General features: G+C 64.6%; 18 protein-coding genes and 1 tRNA gene. 12 read left to right on the plus strand and 7 right to left on the minus strand.

Annotation, left to right across the window (positions count from 1 at the left end; all coding sequences use genetic code 11):
- Window position 1: 1 nt before the first annotated feature.
- Complete coding sequence (locus V5279_RS02460; protein WP_338694791.1) at window positions 2-1,630, minus strand: AMP-binding protein; 1,629 nt, start codon at window positions 1,628-1,630, stop codon at window positions 2-4.
- A gap of 193 nt (window positions 1,631-1,823) precedes the next feature.
- On the opposite strand from V5279_RS02460, the gene V5279_RS02465 reads away from it, so the two are divergent.
- Window positions 1,824-2,585 carry an N-acyl homoserine lactonase family protein gene (locus tag V5279_RS02465; RefSeq protein WP_338694793.1) on the plus strand — a complete coding sequence of 254 codons (762 nt, stop codon included), beginning with the start codon at window positions 1,824-1,826 and terminating at the stop codon, window positions 2,583-2,585.
- 120 nt (window positions 2,586-2,705) lie between these two features.
- Entirely contained in the window at window positions 2,706-3,488 is a 783-nt protein-coding gene (locus V5279_RS02470) for an SDR family oxidoreductase (protein ID WP_338694795.1), read from the plus strand.
- A 194-nt stretch (window positions 3,489-3,682) separates the two neighbouring features.
- Here the strand turns inward: V5279_RS02470 and V5279_RS02475 are convergent, their stop codons facing one another.
- Window positions 3,683-3,961 carry a GlsB/YeaQ/YmgE family stress response membrane protein gene (locus V5279_RS02475; protein WP_166301749.1) on the minus strand — a complete coding sequence of 93 codons (279 nt, stop codon included), beginning with the start codon at window positions 3,959-3,961 and terminating at the stop codon, window positions 3,683-3,685.
- A 36-nt stretch (window positions 3,962-3,997) separates the two neighbouring features.
- Window positions 3,998-4,600, minus strand: coding sequence for a YidB family protein (locus V5279_RS02480; RefSeq protein WP_338694797.1), 603 nt, complete (start codon window positions 4,598-4,600; stop codon window positions 3,998-4,000).
- 151 nt (window positions 4,601-4,751) lie between these two features.
- Here V5279_RS02480 and V5279_RS02485 point away from each other — a divergent pair, with 151 nt between their 5' ends.
- The 3 genes from V5279_RS02485 to V5279_RS02495 are packed head-to-tail and all read left to right on the plus strand — an operon-like array spanning window position 4,752 to window position 6,453.
- Window positions 4,752-5,762 (plus strand): 2-dehydropantoate 2-reductase, encoded by a 1,011-nt coding sequence (locus tag V5279_RS02485; protein ID WP_338694799.1) that lies wholly within the window; start codon window positions 4,752-4,754, stop codon window positions 5,760-5,762.
- 51 nt (window positions 5,763-5,813) lie between these two features.
- Entirely contained in the window at window positions 5,814-6,008 is a 195-nt protein-coding gene (locus tag V5279_RS02490; RefSeq protein WP_166301758.1) for a hypothetical protein, read from the plus strand.
- A gap of 22 nt (window positions 6,009-6,030) precedes the next feature.
- A complete protein-coding gene (locus tag V5279_RS02495; RefSeq protein WP_338694802.1) occupies window positions 6,031-6,453 on the plus strand; it encodes a CAP domain-containing protein in 423 nt (140 codons plus the stop codon).
- Between the two features lie 10 nt (window positions 6,454-6,463).
- Here the strand turns inward: V5279_RS02495 and V5279_RS02500 are convergent, their stop codons facing one another.
- The 3 genes from V5279_RS02500 to V5279_RS02510 all read right to left on the minus strand — a co-directional run bounded on the left by V5279_RS02500 (window position 6,464) and on the right by V5279_RS02510 (window position 9,264).
- Window positions 6,464-7,045 carry a hypothetical protein gene (locus V5279_RS02500; RefSeq protein WP_338701804.1) on the minus strand — a complete coding sequence of 194 codons (582 nt, stop codon included), beginning with the start codon at window positions 7,043-7,045 and terminating at the stop codon, window positions 6,464-6,466.
- A gap of 268 nt (window positions 7,046-7,313) precedes the next feature.
- Window positions 7,314-8,411 (minus strand): hypothetical protein, encoded by a 1,098-nt coding sequence (locus V5279_RS02505; protein ID WP_338694804.1) that lies wholly within the window; start codon window positions 8,409-8,411, stop codon window positions 7,314-7,316.
- A gap of 199 nt (window positions 8,412-8,610) precedes the next feature.
- Window positions 8,611-9,264: a TetR/AcrR family transcriptional regulator gene (locus tag V5279_RS02510; protein ID WP_338694806.1), complete on the minus strand. Its 654-nt coding sequence runs from the start codon at window positions 9,262-9,264 to the stop codon at window positions 8,611-8,613.
- Between the two features lie 84 nt (window positions 9,265-9,348).
- Between V5279_RS02510 and V5279_RS02515 the strand changes: the two genes are divergently transcribed.
- A complete protein-coding gene (locus V5279_RS02515) occupies window positions 9,349-10,854 on the plus strand; it encodes an NAD(P)/FAD-dependent oxidoreductase (protein ID WP_338694808.1) in 1,506 nt (501 codons plus the stop codon).
- 24 nt (window positions 10,855-10,878) lie between these two features.
- On the opposite strand, the gene V5279_RS02520 is transcribed toward V5279_RS02515, so the two are convergent.
- A complete protein-coding gene (locus tag V5279_RS02520; protein WP_166301776.1) occupies window positions 10,879-11,787 on the minus strand; it encodes a LysR family transcriptional regulator in 909 nt (302 codons plus the stop codon).
- 125 nt (window positions 11,788-11,912) lie between these two features.
- On the opposite strand from V5279_RS02520, the gene V5279_RS02525 reads away from it, so the two are divergent.
- The 6 genes from V5279_RS02525 (at window position 11,913) to fahA (ending at window position 17,640) form a co-directional block, all read left to right on the plus strand.
- Window positions 11,913-12,782, plus strand: a complete 870-nt coding sequence (locus tag V5279_RS02525; RefSeq protein ID WP_338694812.1) for an MBL fold metallo-hydrolase — start codon at window positions 11,913-11,915, stop codon at window positions 12,780-12,782.
- 33 nt (window positions 12,783-12,815) lie between these two features.
- Window positions 12,816-13,814: an alpha/beta hydrolase gene (locus V5279_RS02530; protein ID WP_338694814.1), complete on the plus strand. Its 999-nt coding sequence runs from the start codon at window positions 12,816-12,818 to the stop codon at window positions 13,812-13,814.
- Between the two features lie 96 nt (window positions 13,815-13,910).
- Window positions 13,911-13,987, plus strand: a tRNA-Arg gene (locus V5279_RS02535).
- Between the two features lie 248 nt (window positions 13,988-14,235).
- On the plus strand, window positions 14,236-14,553 hold the full coding sequence (locus V5279_RS02540; protein WP_338694816.1) for a DUF485 domain-containing protein: 318 nt from the start codon (window positions 14,236-14,238) through the stop codon (window positions 14,551-14,553).
- Window positions 14,550-16,247 (plus strand): cation/acetate symporter ActP, encoded by a 1,698-nt coding sequence (gene actP, locus V5279_RS02545; protein ID WP_414645892.1) that lies wholly within the window; start codon window positions 14,550-14,552, stop codon window positions 16,245-16,247. The genes V5279_RS02540 and actP overlap by 4 nt, the downstream gene beginning before the upstream one ends.
- Before the next feature lie 43 nt (window positions 16,248-16,290).
- Window positions 16,291-17,640 carry a fumarylacetoacetase gene (fahA, locus tag V5279_RS02550; protein ID WP_338694818.1) on the plus strand — a complete coding sequence of 450 codons (1,350 nt, stop codon included), beginning with the start codon at window positions 16,291-16,293 and terminating at the stop codon, window positions 17,638-17,640.
- The last annotated feature ends 7 nt before the right edge of the window (window positions 17,641-17,647 follow it).

The following is a 17,647-nucleotide window of genomic DNA, read 5'->3' on the forward strand; positions in this document are numbered from 1 at the left end:
TCTAGTTCGATTGCCTTATGGCGTTGGTTTTCTCTTGCCGCAGGTCGATCATCCCAGGATGCGACTGCGGGTCCTTGTCCGCGCCGAGCAGCGCGTGTTTCTGGATCTTGTTGGTCGAGGTCAGCGGCAGCTCGGCGACGAAGACGATCCACGCCGGCAGCTTGAACGGCGCCAGGCGTTCGCGGCAGAACCGAAAGATGTCCTGCGCGAGTTCGCGCAATACGTCGGCGCCATCGTTGATCACGATGAAGGCCGCAACTTCCTCATCGCGGATGGGATCGCGCGCGGCGACGACCGCGGCCTGCTTGACCAGCGGCGACGTCGTCAGCACGGCCTCGACCTCGGCGGCCGAAATGTTCTCGCCGGCGCGACGGACTAGGTGCTTCAGCCGGTCGACGAACACGAAGGCGCCGTCCTCGTGCTGCCAGGCGCTGTCGCCGGTGTGAAACCAGCCGCTGCGCCACGCCTGCTCGGTGGCTTCGGGGTCCTTCAGGTAGCCGGAGAAAAAGCCGCGCCGCGGCGTGGCTTCCGAATGGCGCACGCAGAGTTCGCCGACCTCGCCTGGCGGCAGCGCATTGCCGTCGGGGTCCAGAACGATCATCTCGAGTCCGGGCACGCTGCGGCCGATGGTGTTGGTTTCCAGATGGCGCGGCTCGACCGCGTTGAACGGACTGCGTCCGGTCTCCGTCATGCCCCAGCCTTCGACGAAGGGGATGCCGAAGCGTTCACGGGCTCGCGCGCGCTGCTCAGGATTGGCGCCGACGCCCATCGAAAAGCGCAGCGCATGGGCTTTCTCGTCCGGCGTCTCCGGCTGGGCGAGCAGGGCCGCGACGATCACGCCGAGATAGTGCAGCACGCTGGCGCGGCAGGACACGATGTCGCGCCAGGCGTATTTCGCGTTGAAGCGTTCCGGCAGGATCAGGCAGCCGCCGGTCAGCATCATTGCTATCGTCGTGAGCGTGAGGCCGGCCATGTGGAACAGCGGCAGCGGGCTGTAGAGGCGCTCCGTTCCGATATGATAGGTCGCCTCGCCGCCGTGGCTTGCGTAGCAGCGGCCGGTCGCTACCACGTATTCGTTGGTCAGGATGCATCCCTTCGGACGCGCCGTGGTGCCCGACGTGTAGAGCAGCGCGGCCTCGGTCTGGCTTGCCGGATTGTCGGTGCGGGGCGGCGGCCGTCGGGCAAGCGGGATTTTCGCCACGCTCGCGGCGAGATCGTCGCCCGATACGTCAAGCACGGGCACGGCGCCGGTCAGCGCCTTCCGCAATTCCTTCTGATCGTGCAGCGTGACGATCAGGTCGGGCTCAGCATGCGCAATGAGATATTCGATTTCCGCCGCGCGATAGGCCGGGTTGATCGGAACGATCGAGACGCCGAGGCCGTTGAGCGCCAACCAATGCACGATGAAATCAGGCCGGTTCTCCAGCAGCAGGCACGCGCGGTGCCCATGGCCGAAGCCCGATGCGCGGTACTGATCGCGCAATGCGCAGACCTGCCGTACGATGTCGCCATAGGACAACTCGATGCCATCGGGAAAATAGCCGCGGCCAGGACGCGCGGGAATGCAGAGAAAGGGTTTGAACGCTGCCGCATCTGCGGTCGCAGCGAACACGCTGAACACGGTGTACATCGTCGCGTATGCTTCCCCCAGATGGCCGCAGGTCGACGTCAACGATGCCGGTCTGCGAGAGCTGCTTCGTTGAGCGCGTTGCCGCGATCGCGGCGTTGCGCGGAAGCTATAGGGGTGAGTAATGTGCTGTCAAATCCATCATGAGTTTTTATAAAACTCATATGTAGTTTGAAGCCAAATGGGAGATGGCGTGATGAAGATGCATATGTTGTCGGGCGGGCGTCTGCGGATGTCCAAGCGGACCTATCTGCCGGATGCGCCGCGTGGCGAGATGATCGACCTGCCGGTGTCCTGCGTGCTGTTGCGGCACACGCAAGGCAATGTGTTGTTCGACACCGGATGCCATCCCGATGTCGCGACCGATCCCGAAGGGCGGCTCGGCACGCTCGCCAAATACATGACGCCGATCATGTCGGCGGATGATCACGTGCTGACAAGCCTGAAGGCGACAGGCCTTGGACCCGACGATATCGACGTGGTGATCTGCTCTCACCTGCACACCGATCATTGCGGCTGCAACGCCTTCTTCAAGAAGGCGACGATCTTCGTCCACGCGCTCGAGATCGAGGCCGCCAACGCGGCCAATGCGCCGGATCGCGGATACATCAGGGCGGATTGGGATCATCCGTTGAAGATGGAAATCTTCGACCGGCAGATGGACGTGTTCGGCGACGGCAGGCTGACGCTGATCCCGCTGCCCGGGCATTCCAAGGGCACGACCGGGGCGCTGGTCAAGCTCGACCAGAGCGGCGAATTCCTGCTCGCCTCCGACGCGCTCAGCGTGCGCGCCAATCTCGATCAGCGGACTTCGCCTCGGAACAGCCTCGACGTCGAGCAGTTCCTGAATTCGCTCGACGAGATCGCCAGGATCGAAGCGTCAGGCGTCAAGATCATCTGCGGCCATGACGATGCGCAATGGGCCAGCCTGCAAAAGGGTCCGAACGCCTATACATAAGAGCCTTGCACATAAGGGCCTTGCACATAGGAGCCTTGCGCGGTTTGCAGGTATCTTTCCGCGCGATATGGTATGCCACCGCCGGAATTCATCTGGCTCACAACAACAGGGGAAATGCAGATGTCGAAGGATGGCTTGTGCGCGATCGTGACCGGGTCCGCATCAGGACTTGGTGCCGCGACCGCGCAAATCCTCGCCACGGCGGGCGCGCGCATCATCATCAATTATTCCAACAGCAAGGCGGAAGCCGAGGCAACTGCCGAACTCTGCCGCAAGCAGGGCGCCGAGGTGCTGGTGGTGCAGGGCGACGTCTCGCGCGATGAGGATTGCAAGAAGATTGCCGCCGCAGCCCAGGGCTGGGGCCGCCTCGATGTGCTCGTCAACAATGCCGGCACCACCAAGCATGTGCCGCATCACGATCTCGACGGGCTGACGGCGGAGGACTTCCAGCGCATCTATGCCGTCAACACCATCGGCCCGTTCCAGATGGTCCGTGCCGCGCGCACACTGCTCGAAGCCGGTGCGAAGGCATCTAGCCGTCCGTCGGCGGTGGTCAACATCTCCTCGGTCGCCGGCATTTCCGGCGGCGGTTCGTCGGTGGCCTATGCCGCGAGCAAGGGCGCGCTCAACACCATGACGCAGTCGCTGGCGCGCGCGCTGGCGCCGCTGATCCGCGTCAACACGGTGTGCCCGGGCTATATCGACACGCCCTGGTTCACCAAGGGCCGCGGCGAGGCGGGCGCCAAGCAGGTGCGCGACACCGTGGTGGCGCGCGTGCCGCTGAAGGTCGCGTCATCAGCGGAAGATATCGCCAACCTGGTCTGCTTCCTGGCGAGCCCGGCGTCGAGCAACATGACCGGCGAGTTCGTCCGCATGGACGCGGGCATGCATCTGATCCAGTGACGGAGCGCCGTTGCGGAAATGAAAATGCCCGGGCCAAGCCCGGGCATTTTGATTTTGAAGTAGCTTTCTGTTCGTTGTCTCGTCATTCCGGGATGGTGCGTTAGCACCAGACCTCAGATGCGCAATTGCGCATCGGGGAATCTCGAGATCCCGGGTTCGATGCTAGGCATCGCCCCGGGATGACGCCTACGGCGTCACCTGTTTCCCAAATCCGGGATCACGCGCGCCGCGACCAGCCTGTTCCAGATGAACAGCACCACCAGCGCGCCGATCGTGGCGGTGATGAAGCCGGCGCCCTGTTCGGGACCGTAATGGCCGATGGCCTGGCCGATGAAGGTCGCGAGAAACGCGCCGGCGATGCCGAGCACGGTGGTGAGAATGAAGCCGCTGGGATTGTTGGGTCCCGGCGACACGAGCCGCGCAATGATCCCCGCGATAAAGCCGACGATGATGACCCAGATGATGCCGCCCATGACTGTCGTCCTCCTCAGATGGAATCAACGCTGCCGCTAAAGCCTGCCGCGTAGTTCGTCGCTGCTCGGCAGCCGCCCGTCCGGCGTCAGATGATTGATCGCATCGGGCAGATACTGGCTCAGGCCCTGCAGTAGCTGGTCCCGCGACATGCCGCTCTGCGACGCCAGCGAGTCGATCTGGTCGGCGCCAAGCGCGTTGGCGAGATCGCCGGGCGCGATCTGCTTGTTGGGACCGTTGCTGACCCAGGAATTGGCCGCCTCGCCATGGCCCTTCTGTTGCAGCTGGTTGAGCAGATCGCCGAGGCCACCGCTGAGCACAGTGCCGGCAGCACCGCCGGCGAGAAGACCACCGAGGCCACCCTTGAGCAGATCGGAGAGCCCGCCGCCGCCGGCACCGCCCGGCAGGCCCGCGGTGACGTTGCCGGGGAGCGGCGGCGCCTGCGCCGGTTTCGGCTCAGGGGAGGCGGTGCCCGGCTGGTCGCCGGTGAAATGCTTGACGGCCTTCCAGGCGAGCAGCGCCAGGATGGCCATCGTCATTGGCGACATTCCGCCGCCGCTCGAGCTGTCGGATTGTGTGCTTGGCGCGCTCGGACCGCGAGGGCCGTTCTGCATGCCGTTGAGTACGTCGAGTAAACCCATGATCGTCTCCTGCCGCAACCGTGCCCCGTGCGGGAAACATAGCTTCGGCCCATGACGGTTACAAGGCGAGACGCCGGCCCCGGCGGTGCGTCGAAATAGGCAGGCAACCCAAGGTCTGCTATCGATCCCCGATGAACGGACGTTTAGCCAGATGAACACGGACCGGCCGATCGGTATTGCGGGCGCCGGCAGCATCGGCTGCTTCGTCGGCGGCATGCTGGCGGCGGCGGGCCGTCGCGTCGCGCTGCTGGCGCGGCCGCGGCTGATCCAGGAGATTTCCGCGGGCAGCTTGCGGGTCAGCAGTTTCGACGGCTCGCAGCGGACGGTATCCGCGGACCAGCTCATGCTGTCAGACGATCCGTCGATCTTGCGCGACGTTCAGACGGTGCTGGTCACGGTGAAGAGCGCCGATACCGCTGAAATGGCCGAATTGATCGCGCGCCACGCACCCGCTGACGCCGCGGTGATCAGCCTGCAGAATGGCATCGGCAATGTGCCGCTGCTGCGCGACCGTCTGTCGGGCCGCGAGGTGCTCGGCGGCATGGTGCCGTTCAACGTGGTCGCGCTGGGCGACGGCCGCTTCCATCGCTCAACCTCGGGCGACATCGTGATCGCGCAGGATGACGCCGGCACGGCGGCGCAGCTCTCGGTGCCGGGCCTTGCGATCAGCAGCACCGGCAATATTGACGGCGTGCAGTGGGGCAAGCTGATCGTCAATCTCGGCAATGCGCTCAATGCGCTGTCCAACATTCCGCTGCGGCAGCAGCTCGCGCAGCGCGGCTGGCGGCAATTGCTGGCCGACCAGATGGCCGAAGGCTTGGCCGCGGTGCGCGCCGAAGGCATTGCGCCGATATCGCCGACGCCGCTGCCTTCGAGCTGGATGCCGCCTTTGCTGCGGCTGCCGGACACGCTGTTCGACATGCTGCTCGGCCGCACCATGAAGATCGATCCCGAGGCGCGCTCCTCGATGTGGGAGGATCTGCAGCGCGGCCGCCGCACCGAGATCGATTATCTGCAGGGCGTGATCACCGCGATTGCGGATCGCCGCGGGCTCGATGCGCCGTTGTCGCGCCGCGTCATCACGCTGATCCGGAAGGCGGAGGCCGCCGGCAAGGGATCGCCGGGGCTGACGCCCGAGCAGATTCGCGCGGCATCGTCGTGAAGGCCCGGCGATCATTGGCCACATCGATCAAACGTCCGAGGAGGTGACATCATGAAACGATCTTGCATCATGCTGCTCACGCTTGTTGCGCTCAGTGTCGGCGCAGCCCGCGCCGCGCCGCCGACCGTGGTGCCTTCGCCAGGCTATGATGCGCGCTTGCAGGAGCAGCGCGCCGCGAGCCGATCGGCGATGCCTGCGCACAAGCCGGTCGCGCCCCGGCACCACAAGCGCAGTCGCGCGCGCTGATCCCTTGCAGAGATGATCTCAGATGAAGCTGCTGCTCCTCGCGCTCACCCTCGTGCTCGGCTTGACCACGGCCGCAAGCGCCGCCGACTATGCCGGTTCGATCAGTGCCTATAGGCGCGCCAACCACATGTCCGCAGTGAAGCTTGACGCGAAGCTGAATGCGATGGCGTTGAAGCAGGCGCAGGCGATGTCAGCGAGCGGATCGGTCAGCCACTCCGCGGGCGGCAGCTTCTTCACGCGCATCGCGCCGTTGAAGAAGCAGCGCGCCGCCGAAAATATCGGCGCGGGTTTCATTGCCTTCGCAGAGATGCTGAAGCAGTGGGAGAATTCGGCGGGGCATCGCGAGAACCTGTTGATGCCGGGCGCCAAGCGCGTGGGCGTCGCCTTCGTCGACAATCCGAAGTCGCCGTACCGCCGGTTCTGGGCGATGGTGATTACCGACTGATATGAGGAAATCAGTTCCGCTTCGCGAGCTTGGTCGGCTGCGGCGCGAACAGCTTCTTCAAGCCGTCCAGTCCCTCGGAAAGCTTTGGCCATTCGCAGGAGAACGTGCCCTTGACGCAACTCCCCGCCTGCGGCCGCACCTTGGGAAGCGGGACGACAGTAACGCGCGGCTTGACCGGTCGCGCGACCGGGACAGGCGCCTTCGCCGGCTCGCTGTGCAGTGACGCCTGCTCAATTTGCGGCGGCTGCTCCTGTGGCCTTTCCTGCCGCTCGAGCTGCTTGGCGTTGAACGCGGCGACGATGCGGGAGCGTCGCTGCTTCTCGAGATAGCCGGTATATTCCTGGTCGATCTTCTTCTGCTCGTCGGGCGTCGGATTGGGACCGGCGATATCGAAGCTGCGGTCCTGCATGAAGTCGTAATAGGTGTAGCCGCCGCCTGCCTTGCGGCGTCCGGCAAACTTGGCGTTGCAATCGGCGAGTTGCGCGGTTCGGTCTTCCTTGGTCTTCGCCTTCTCGGCGAGGTCGGCGCAATCCTCGAAGTCCCTCGGTGTGCCGCGCCACCATTGCGCGTGCGCGCTCATCGGCGCCAGCATGGAAGCGGCGACCAGAATGGCGACAGCCAACGTCGATGATCGTGACGGCATCACGGACATTGCAAGCAAAACCCGAACCAGACAGGGTGAGCGGATTGTCGTCATTTTAACGATGCTTGTCACCCCGGAACCTGACGATTTCCCTGCCCTTTTAAGCTGCACTCCAGTCGCTTGGTCGAGCGGAATAAGCGCCGCACGCCATTGGAATGTTTGAGCAATTTTTTATCTCAGGGCGCGTGGGAGATTGGAACAATTCGACTTGAATCGTTCACTTCACCCGGTGCAACAATGCGACGAGTTCCGCCTGCCGATGCGTGCCGGTCTTCTGGAAGATCGTCTTGAGCTGATTGCGTGCAGTGGCCACGGCAACACCGGCCTCCTGCGCGGCAGTTTCGACCGAATCCCCGCGCGCAAGCCGCGCGGCGAGCCGCGCCTGTGCCGGTGTCAGCTCGAAAGTCGCCGCCAGCAGCGCCTGGTCGAACGCCGGGTTGCCTTCGAGATCGCGGATCAACAGGAGCGCGCGCGCTCCCAGGAACGGCGAGCGCGCGGCGGGAGGCACCGGCTGCATCTGGATCACGAGCGGCCGCTTGTCGATCCTGCGCACCACGATCGGCGATGACGGCAATGGCTGCAGGTCCGAGCTGTGCGCCAGTTGATCGATCAGCCGGGTCAGATCGGCATTGGCCTGCCGGTCGAGCAGAGTGAGGCGATTGTTACGGATCGCGAGGTCGTGGCCGAGGCAGGCTTCCGCCTGGCCGTTCATGCCGATGATGGCGCCGTAGCGACCGACGGCAATCGCGGCGACCTGGATCAGGTCGAGCGCGCTGGTGATGCCCGACAACGCGGAGCGGCCGACGACGGCGGAGAGCGTCGCGGCTTCCGTGAGCCGCGCCGACATTCTCGACAGCGCCTTGACCTCGTCGGCTTCGAACATGCCTTCTTTCGGCGAGCGCTGGATGGTCAGTCCCCACAATGCCGGGCCGGAGCGGAAGCTGACGGCCGCAAACCATTTCAGGCCGAACTCGCCGAGCGTGGTGTAGAGCGGATCGCGCAGCATCTCGGTCTCGGACGCGAACAGGTCCGCATCGGTGATGACGTCGGCACCGGCGAGCATCAGCGGCACGCCGCGCGCCGCGCGGATGTCGGTGAGATGAAAATTCTGCGGGAAGTAGGTCTTGGTGAAATAATCGGTGATCGATTGCGTGCGCGGAATGTCTTCGGTGCGGATATCGCTCTGTAGCATCGCAGCCCCGGTCGCGCCGACGGCGGCGCAGACCTCGTCCATGAAGGACGGCCAGGTCGCGGGATCGAGCACCACGTCGCCGAGGCGCGCGATCACGTCGTCCAGCCGGTGCACGTCGACCAAAGGCTCAGCTCCGCCCGATTTTCGTTGTTTCACAAGACGAAACAGGTCGGACCTGCTTGCGCCCGGTACCATGCATAAGAAAGCCCAGGCTGCCGAATATGCAAGTCAAATCAGCGACGCAGCGGGGTGGACGCGACGAAAACCCTGGCGAAACATGATCGAAAATCGGCGGATCCGGCGGTGCTGCCCAGCGCGGCTGCTACCGCGAATGCCAATCCTGGTGGCGATTGGCCTCGGTCAGCGCCACCCGGCAGAAGCTCGCGGCGATCACGACGACGTCCTCGACCGATTGCGGATACTGCTTCGACACCCAGCGCAGCGCGATCGAGATGACGGCGCCGACCATGCCGTTCGAGAGCAGCATCGCCATTGCGGCCTTGTCGCCGCGTTTCGGATCGGACGTCGGCGGCACCAGGATGTCGCTGAAGACCCGCAAGGCATCGAGCTTGACGGCATCGACCGCCGGACTGATGCCGGAAATCTCCAGCAGGAAGACCCGCGCCGGTTTCGGATGCTGCTTCAGCCGCGTGAAATACAGCGTCAGCGCAGCGCGCAGCCTTGCCTCGGGATCGCCCCCGGCGGCTGCGGCGGCAGCCATCATCTCCTCGTGCAAATGGCCGACGACATGATTGTAGGCTGCGATTAGCAGCGCTTCGCTGTTGGCGAAGGATTCGTAGAAATAGCGCTCGGTCAGCTCGGCCGCCTCGCAGATCGCCTTCACGGTCGCGACGCGATAGCCGACCTCGCCATAGACCTCGATCGCCGCGTCGATCAGCCTGAGCCGCCGCTCGGCGCGGCGTTCCTCGGCGTCCATACCGCCGTAGAGGCGGGCTTTCCGGCTGCTGCTTGCCATGAAAGCCTATTGACATGAGCTATTGTCAGATGTCAAGGTATCTGACAATATGGATTGTCAATACTGGCACGGGAGGGTCAGGGCATGTCCGCGCATTTCGACGTGTTGATTGTGGGCGCGGGGCTCTCGGGCATCGGCGCCGGCTACCATTTGCAGACCAACTGCCCGGACCGCAGCTACGCCATTCTCGAAGGCCGCGATTGCATCGGCGGCACCTGGGACCTGTTCCGCTATCCCGGCATCCGCTCCGACTCCGACATGTACACGCTCGGCTATTCGTTCCGGCCGTGGACCGAGCCGAAGGCGATCGCCGATGGCCCGTCGATCCTGAACTACGTGCGCGAGACCGCGCGCGTCTATGGCATCGACAAGAAGATCCGCTTCAACCACCGCGTCATCAGTGCCGACTGGTCGTCTGCCGACTCGCAATGGACGGTGGAGGTCGAGCGCGGGCCGGAGAAGACGATCGAGCGCCTCACCTGCAACTTCCTGTTCATGTGCAGCGGCTACTACAAATATGAACACGGCTACACGCCTGATTTCCCCGGTATCGGCGATTTCGCCGGCCGCCTCGTCCATCCGCAAAAGTGGACTGACGACATCGACTATGCCGGCAAGAAGGTGGTGGTGATCGGCAGCGGCGCGACCGCGGTGACGCTGGTGCCGGAAATGGCCAAGACCGCCGCCCATGTCACGATGCTGCAGCGTTCGCCGACCTATGTCGTGGCGCGGCCGGACGAGGACAAGGTCGCCAACTGGCTGCGGGCGCGGCTTCCTGCGAAGGTCGCCTACGGCCTCACGCGCTGGAAGAACGTGCTGTTCGGCATGTATTTCTACCGGCTCTGCAAGCGCGATCCGGAGCGCGTGAAGAAGCTGATCCTCGGCGGCGTGCGCCACGCGCTCGGCCCCGACTACGACGTCGCCACGCATTTCACGCCGAGCTACAATCCGTGGGACCAGCGGCTCTGCCTGGTGCCGAACGGCGATCTCTTCCAGTCGCTGCGCAGCGGCGGATCGTCCGTTGTCACCGACCAGATCGAGACCTTCACGCCCGGCGGCATCAAGCTCAAGAGCGGCAATATGCTCGACGCCGACGTCGTGGTGACGGCGACCGGCCTCGATCTGCAGGTGCTCGGCGGGCTCGAGATCAATGTCGACGGCGCGCCCGTCGATCTGTCGAAGACCATGAACTACAAGGGGCTGATGTACTCGGGCGTGCCGAACCTCGCCGCCGCCTTCGGCTACACCAACGCGTCCTGGACGCTGAAATGCGACCTGACCTGCGAATATGTCTGCCGCATGCTCAACCACATGAAGGCGCACGGCTACGCACAAGTGACGCCGCGGCGGAACGACCCTGATGTCACCGAGCTGCCCTGGGTGGATTTTTCCTCCGGCTATATCCAGCGCGCCGCCGCCAGATTCCCCAAGCAGGGCTCGCGCCGGCCGTGGCGGCTCTACCAGAACTATGCGCTCGACATCGTGACGCTGCGCTTCGGTTCGCTGAAGGATGAGGCGATCGAGTTTCTGCCGGCGCGCCGGACCGGTGCGGCGGATCAGGCCGCGAGCCCGGCGAGACAGGTGGCGTAGGACGCGGATCACCGGCGTCGCGCGCTAATCCTCCGCACAGTCTGTAAGCAGATTCCGCAGCCAGACATGGCCGGGATCGTTGTCGAAGCGTGCGTGCCAGGTTGCGTAAAGCGAGAAATGTCCGGCGTCGAATGGCAGCGCGGTGGCGGTGAGCACATTGGAATAGCGCGCGAGGAACCGCGCCGGCAACGTGCAGACGAAATCGGTCGACTGCAGGATGACGGGCACGACGCTGTAGTACTGCACGGAGACCCCGACGCGCCGGGTCAGGCCTCGTGCCGCGAGGATATCGTCGACGAAGCCGCGAAAGCCGCCTCCGTCTCCGGAGACGATGACGTGTTCGAGCGATGCATATTCCTTCAGCGACGGTCGACGTGAGCCCCGCGGATGCGCCTTGCGCTGCGCCATCATGAAGCGCTCTTCCAGCAGCGGCTTGTGCGGCATCCCGTTTGGCAGCGCGTTCTTCGAGACCAGCGCGATGTCGATCTCGCCTGCTTCGAGCTGGCCCGCAAGCCGTGCCGGGTCGACGGCGCGAAATGCCAGTCGGGTTGTCGCGGCGCCGCTGCGGCGCATCCGCTGCACCAGCCGTCCGCCCAGCATGGCGCTGGCATTGTCGTTGGCGCCGATCGCAAAGGTCCGCTGCGAACTCTTCGGCTCGAACACCGGCGGGGTGCGCACCACGTCGTCGAGCCGCCGCAGCGCGTCGCGCAGCGGCTCCCGCAGCTTGATGGCGCAGGGCGTCAGCACCATGCCCTTGCCCGATGCCGCCGGTGTCAGCAGCTGATCGCCAAACACGTCGCGGAGCCGCGCCAGTTGCGCGGAGAGCGCGGGCTGGCTGAGGCCAAGCCGCGCCGCGGCGCGGGTCACGTTGCGCTCGTCGAGCATCACGCTGAGCGAAACCAGCAATGGCAGCGTGTGGGCGTTCATATCCATGGCGATTATGCCTGTTATCCGATCTATCAATTTCAATTATCCCATGCTGCGAGGCATTGAGGCAATAAGGTTCGGCGCCCGGCGATCTCAGGCAGCGAACTGCGATGCAGGAAGGGATGCAGGCCATGAGCTGCCATTCGATCGGCGACGTGACGGTCCGGCGGGTGACCGAACAATGCGGCGCCGGATTTGCACCGGGTTTCCTGTTTCCGGACTGGGACCCGCGCGTGCTCGACGAGCACAAAGCGCTGATGATTCCCGACTGCTTCGACGTGACGGAAGGGCGCTTCATTGCCAGCGTGCACAGCTGGGTGCTGCAAACCCGGCATCACACCATCCTGATCGATTGCTGCGCCGGCAATCACAAGAACCGGCCCGGCCTGCCGCGTTTCCACCAACTGGACTTGCCGTTCCTGCAGCGGCTGGTCGAAGCCGGCGTCTCGCCTGACGCCGTCGATTACGTCATGTGCACGCATCTTCATGTCGATCATTGCGGCTGGAATACCCGGCTGGTGGATGGCCGGTGGGTGCCGACCTTTCCCAATGCGCGATATTTGTTCTCGAAGGCCGAATACGATCATTGGCGCGGTCCGGCCGGACGTGAGGGGTTCAATGCCGGTGTCTATGAGGATAGCGTGCTGCCGGTGGTCGCGAGCGGGCAGGCCGAGATCGTCGATGGCGAAAGCGAGGTCGGCGATGGCCTCACCTTTCACCCGACGCCGGGCCACAGCGTCGGCCATGTGGCGATCAGGCTTGCCAATGCCGGCCAGTCCGGATTGTTTAGTGGCGATATCATGCATCAGCCGCTGCAGGTGTTTCGGCCCGACTGGAACAGCGCCTTCTGCGAGGATCCGGCGCGTGCGCGCCAATCCCGCCGCTGGCTGCTGGAGCAGGCGGCGGAGAGCGGCGCCACGGTGTTCACCGCGCATTTTGCCGCCTCGTCGGCCGGCCGCGTCACGCGCCGCGGCGACCGGTTCGACTGGCGCTTCGCGTGACGCCGGCGAGACCAGAAGAAGGACGTCCGCGACATGAGTTTGCCTGACATCGCGACCGAAGAGATGATGGTGCCGAGCGATACCGACGGCATCAGCCTGTTTGTGCGCAACAAGCGCCGCGCCGACCTGGCCCGGTTCACGCCCGGCAACACCATCCTGTTCGTGGCGGGCTCGACCTATCCGGCCTCGACCTCGTTCGACCTGAGGCTCGATGGTGTGTCCTGGATGGATCACCTCGCCGCGCGGGGGCACGACGTCTACCTCGTCGACGTCAGGGGCTACGGCAGTTCGACGCGTCCGCCGGAGATGGCGCTGCCTGCGAGCGTCAATGCGCCGATTGTGCGGACGCCGGTGGCCGTTCGCGACATCGGCAGCGTGGTCGCCTTCATCCGCGCACGGCGCAATCTGGCGAAGATCAATCTGATCGGCTGGTCATGGGGCACGACATTGATGTCGCGCTACACCAATGAGAACCCCGATGCCGTCGCCAGGCTTATCCTGATCGCGCCGCAATGGTTGCGTGACACGCCGAGCCTGACTGATGCCGGCGGCTCGCTCGGGGCTTTTCGTATCGTCGATCGGTCCGCCGCGAAGGACCGTTGGCTGAACGGTGTGCCTGCGGACAAGAGGCAGGCGCTGCTGCCGGATCACTGGTTCGACGCTTGGGCCGATGCGACGTTTGCCTGCGGCCAGGCCGGACCGGGCCCGTCGCAATTGATGGCGCCGAACGGCACGGTGATCGACAGCCGGGAGTTTTGGGCCGCGGGCAAGCCGCTCTACGATCCTGCGCGGCTCACCGTGCCGGTCCTGATCGTCCACGGCGAATGGGATCGCGACTGTCCGCTCGAGATGTCGCGCGCCGTGTTCGGCCAATTGACCGCCGCGCCCTACCGGCGCTGGGTCGAGATCGGCGAGGCCACCCATTCCCTGTTCCTGGAAAGCAATCGCTGGCAGGTGTTTGGCGCGGTCGATCAGTTCCTCGAGCAAAGCCCGCCGGATCGGCTGTCACATGAGCGAAATCAGTTCTTTTGATCGAAGACTGCATCAGACGCTTGCTTCGGAGGCTTCCGATGCGCCTCCGCCTCTGCTATGGGATGGCCACGCCCGCGTGCTTCGCCGCGGGTTCGCGGTCCCGTAGCTCAGCCGGATAGAGCGACGGTTTCCTAAACCGTAGGTCGGAAGTTCGAGTCTTCCCGGGATCGCCAAACAACGCGCTAGCGCCGAGAGCTGGCGCGTCGGCAAGCCGTTCCATCGAATCATCCTGGCAACGCCCGAGATAGCGGCGTGGCATGAAATCACGCGGAGTTTGGCAGGATATCACCTTGCCCGATGCGGCCCGGATTCCGATGCTCGGAACATAACGAGGGAGACGCCTCCGGAGCCTTGATCTTCTGCTGCGCACCGCGCGCAGGCGGGGAGCGGCAGTCCGCAATGTCTCCGAGGGAGGAGCCGGATGTCGCAACTGACCCGTGAGCGGACGCAGCAGATTCTTGCCGATGCGGCGTTCAAGGAGCTTGTCTCGGGACGCGCCAGGCTGCGATGGAGCCTGTCCATCCTGACGCTGGTGATGTTCTTCGGCTTCATCGCGCTGATTTCGACGGTGAGAGCCGCGCTTGGCGCGAGCATCGCGGGAAGTGCCATGCCGCTGGGCTTCGCGCTCGCGCTCGCCATGGTCGCGGCGGTCGTGATTTTCACGGGCATCTATGTGCAGCGGTCGAATGCGCGGTTCGACGAGCTCACTCGCATTGTCAACCGGGAGCTTGGCCGATGATCTTCAGATGTTTGCTGGCCGCAGCGTTGATCGCGGCCGTTCCGTTCGAGGCGATGGCACAAAGCGCCTCTGTGACGGGCGGGCGTGGAACCGACTGGATCGCGATCGGGATGTTCGCCCTGATCGTCGCTATCACGCTCGTCATCACCTACCGTTCGGCAGGCAGCACGCGCTCGAAGGCCGGCTTCTATACCGCCGGACATTCGATCACGCCGCTGCAGAACGGGCTGGCGACCGCCGGCGATTTTCTGTCGGCGGCCGCATTTCTCGGCATCTCGGCGCTGGTCTACGCCAACGGATTCGATGGCTTCATCTATGCGCTCGGATTTCTCACGGGTTGGCCGATCGTGCTGTTCCTGATGTCGGAACGCATGCGCAACCTGGGAAGCTACACGTTCGCGGATGCGGCGGCGTTTCGTCTCGACCGCACGTCCGTCCGGCTCGTCGCCGCGACCGGCAGCCTCGTCGTCGTCCTGTTCTATCTGATCGCGCAGCTGATCGGGGCGGGCAAGGTGATCCAGCTCCTGTTCGGCATCGACTACATCCTGGCAGTCGTCGGTGTCGGCGTTCTGATGATGCTCTACGTCATCGTCGGCGGCATGCAGGCGACCACGTGGGTTCAGATCACGAAGGCGGTGCTCTTGATCTGCGGCGGAACACTGCTCGCGCTTGCCGCTTTGTGGCATTTCGATTTCAGTCTCGGGCGGCTGCTCGAAGCCGCAAGCCGGATTCACCCCAAGGGCTCCGCAATCCTTGCGCCTGGCGGATTGTTTGCCGAACCGGTCTCGGCGATTTCTCTCGGACTGGCGCTGGTGTTCGGCACGGCCGGCCTGCCGCACATCCTGATGCGGTTCTTTACCGTGAAGGATGCCGCGGCTGCCCGCAAATCCGTGTTCTATGCGACGACCTGTGTGGCGTATTTCTGCTGGGTGATTCCCGTGCTGGGATTTGCCGCCGCGGCGATCCTGATGGCGGATCCCAGTTATTTCAACGTCGCGGCATCCGGCCAGTTCAACAAGATCGTCGATCTGATTGGCGGACCGAACATGGCGTCGATCCACCTCGCCCATGCGATGGGTGGCCCGGTCCTGCTGGGCTTCATTTCCGCGGTCGCCTTTGCAACCATTCTTGCGGTCGTCGCCGGACTGACGCTCGCCGGTGCCTCGGCCGTCAGTCACGACATCTATGGCCAGGTGATGTGCGGTGGAAAAGCGCCGGAGGCGCGCGAGGTTCTGATCTCGAAGATCGCCGCGATGGCAATCGGCGTCGCTGCGGTTCTTCTGGCCTATGTCTTCGAGAACCAGAACGTTGCGTTCATGGCGGGACTCGCGCTGTCGGTTGCCGCAAGCTGCAATTTCCCGGTGCTTGTCATGGCAATGTTCTGGCGCGGCACGACGACGCGCGGCGCCGTCGCCGGCGGTCTCGCCGGGCTGGCCGCATCGGTCGTCCTCGTCGTGCTGAGCAAGACGGTCTGGGTTGCCGTCCTGGGCTTTCCATCGGCGCTGTTCCCTTACGATAATCCCGCGCTGTTCTCGATGCCGCTCGCTTTCCTGTTCGTGTGGCTGTTCTCGGTGACGGATCGTAGCGCGCGTGCGTCGCGCGAACGCGAGGCGTTCGCAGCGCAATTCATCCAGTCCGAGATCGGAAGAGCTCTGGCCGTTGAACGCCCCGGCCTTGCAGCGGCAGCCTCATGAAATCCGGCGCAGACTGCACTGACCGCGGAGCCTGGAAGACAGCATGACCAATCTGCTCGACGAGACGCACGATCCGGCACGGCGAAGCTTTGTCGAGACTGCAAACGGCAACGAGACCGACTTCCCGATTCAGAATCTGCCGCTCGGCATTTTTTCCACCGCGGCCGAGCCGCAGCCGAGGGTAGGTACGGCGATCGGGGATAGCGTGTTCGACCTGAAGCGGGCACTCGGTTCGGACGAGCATCTTGGGCAGCCGATCCGGCGGGCTTTGCAGGACAGCACACTCAATGCGTTGTTCTCGCTCGGACCGGCCGCGACGCGGGCGGTGCGGCGCCGCGCGGCGGAACTGCTCGGCCAGGGCAGCGCGGCCAACGTGATCAGGCGTCGTGCCTCGGATGTGCTGACGCCGATGGCCGACGTGACCCTCCATCTACCGACGCGGGTGTCGAACTACACGGATTTCTATGCCGGCATCTATCACGCGCAGGCGGCCGGTGCGCTGCTGACGCCGGAAAATCCGCTTCCCGCGAACTACAAATGGGTCCCGATCGCCTATCACGGCCGGGCATCGTCCGTGCAGGTCGGGCGGGGCGCGGTACGACGGCCGCTCGGACAGCGTCCGCCCGCCACGGCCGGCGGAGCGCCGACGTTCGGGCCCTGCGAGCGACTGGATTTCGAGCTCGAGATGGGCTTCTACCTCGCCGCCGGAAACCAGCTCGGCCGGCCGGTCCCGATCTCCGAGGCATCGCAGCAGATCATCGGTTATTCGCTCCTCAATGACTGGTCCGCACGCGATATCCAGCGTTGGGAGATGTTTCCGCTAGGACCGTTCCTGAGCAAGAGCTTTGCCACGTCGGTCTCACCCTGGGTCGTCACCGCAGATGCGCTGGCTCCGTTCCGCCTCCCGGCGCTGGCGCGCCCGCAGACCGATCCGCGTCCGCTCGATTACCTGTTCGATATGCCCGACCAGTCCCATGGCGGGCTCGATGTTCATCTTGAGGTGCTGCTCTCGACCGCGCAGATGCGCGCCGCGAACCAGCCCGCCGCAGCGATCCTCACGTCGAATGCCAAATACCTGTACTGGACGCCGGCGCAGATGGTGGCGCACCACTCGATCAACGGCTGCAACCTGCAGTCGGGCGATTTGATCGGCACCGGCACCATCTCGGGACCAAGTCCGGCGCAGCTTTCCAGCATGCTCGAACTGACTGCCGCAGGGGCAAGGCCGGCGATGCTTCGGAATGGCGAGAGCCGCGGCTTCCTGCAGGATGGCGACGAGATAATCCTGCGCGGCAAATGCATGAGGGACGGCTATGCCAGCATCGGGTTCGGATCGTGCGCCGGCAGGATCGAGCCGGCTGAGGCCGTCATCGCCGCAAGCGAGCAAGCTTGATGGAGGG

It is taken from the genome of Bradyrhizobium sp. 26S5 (assembly GCF_036923295.1).
GTDB classification, from domain to species: Bacteria; Pseudomonadota; Alphaproteobacteria; order Rhizobiales; family Xanthobacteraceae; genus Bradyrhizobium; species Bradyrhizobium septentrionale.

Bases quoted from the DNA above. Each gene is read 5' to 3' on its own strand.
- V5279_RS02485 (WP_338694799.1), top strand. From the start codon at position 4,752: ATGAACACGGACCGGCCGATCGGTATTGCGGGCGCCGGCAGCATCGGC.
- actP (WP_414645892.1), top strand. From the start codon at position 14,550: ATGATCTTCAGATGTTTGCTGGCCGCAGCGTTGATCGCGGCCGTTCCG.
- V5279_RS02515 (WP_338694808.1), top strand. From the start codon at position 9,349: ATGTCCGCGCATTTCGACGTGTTGATTGTGGGCGCGGGGCTCTCGGGC.
- V5279_RS02520 (WP_166301776.1), bottom strand. From the start codon at position 11,787: ATGGATATGAACGCCCACACGCTGCCATTGCTGGTTTCGCTCAGCGTG.
- V5279_RS02540 (WP_338694816.1), top strand. From the start codon at position 14,236: ATGTCGCAACTGACCCGTGAGCGGACGCAGCAGATTCTTGCCGATGCG.
- V5279_RS02465 (WP_338694793.1), top strand. From the start codon at position 1,824: ATGAAGATGCATATGTTGTCGGGCGGGCGTCTGCGGATGTCCAAGCGG.
- V5279_RS02525 (WP_338694812.1), top strand. From the start codon at position 11,913: ATGAGCTGCCATTCGATCGGCGACGTGACGGTCCGGCGGGTGACCGAA.
- V5279_RS02470 (WP_338694795.1), top strand. From the start codon at position 2,706: ATGTCGAAGGATGGCTTGTGCGCGATCGTGACCGGGTCCGCATCAGGA.
- V5279_RS02510 (WP_338694806.1), bottom strand. From the start codon at position 9,264: ATGGCAAGCAGCAGCCGGAAAGCCCGCCTCTACGGCGGTATGGACGCC.
- V5279_RS02475 (WP_166301749.1), bottom strand. From the start codon at position 3,961: ATGGGCGGCATCATCTGGGTCATCATCGTCGGCTTTATCGCGGGGATC.
- V5279_RS02490 (WP_166301758.1), top strand. From the start codon at position 5,814: ATGAAACGATCTTGCATCATGCTGCTCACGCTTGTTGCGCTCAGTGTC.
- V5279_RS02530 (WP_338694814.1), top strand. From the start codon at position 12,816: ATGAGTTTGCCTGACATCGCGACCGAAGAGATGATGGTGCCGAGCGAT.
- fahA (WP_338694818.1), top strand. From the start codon at position 16,291: ATGACCAATCTGCTCGACGAGACGCACGATCCGGCACGGCGAAGCTTT.
- V5279_RS02480 (WP_338694797.1), bottom strand. From the start codon at position 4,600: ATGGGTTTACTCGACGTACTCAACGGCATGCAGAACGGCCCTCGCGGT.
- V5279_RS02460 (WP_338694791.1), bottom strand. From the start codon at position 1,630: ATGTACACCGTGTTCAGCGTGTTCGCTGCGACCGCAGATGCGGCAGCG.
- V5279_RS02495 (WP_338694802.1), top strand. From the start codon at position 6,031: ATGAAGCTGCTGCTCCTCGCGCTCACCCTCGTGCTCGGCTTGACCACG.
- V5279_RS02500 (WP_338701804.1), bottom strand. From the start codon at position 7,045: ATGCTGGCGCCGATGAGCGCGCACGCGCAATGGTGGCGCGGCACACCG.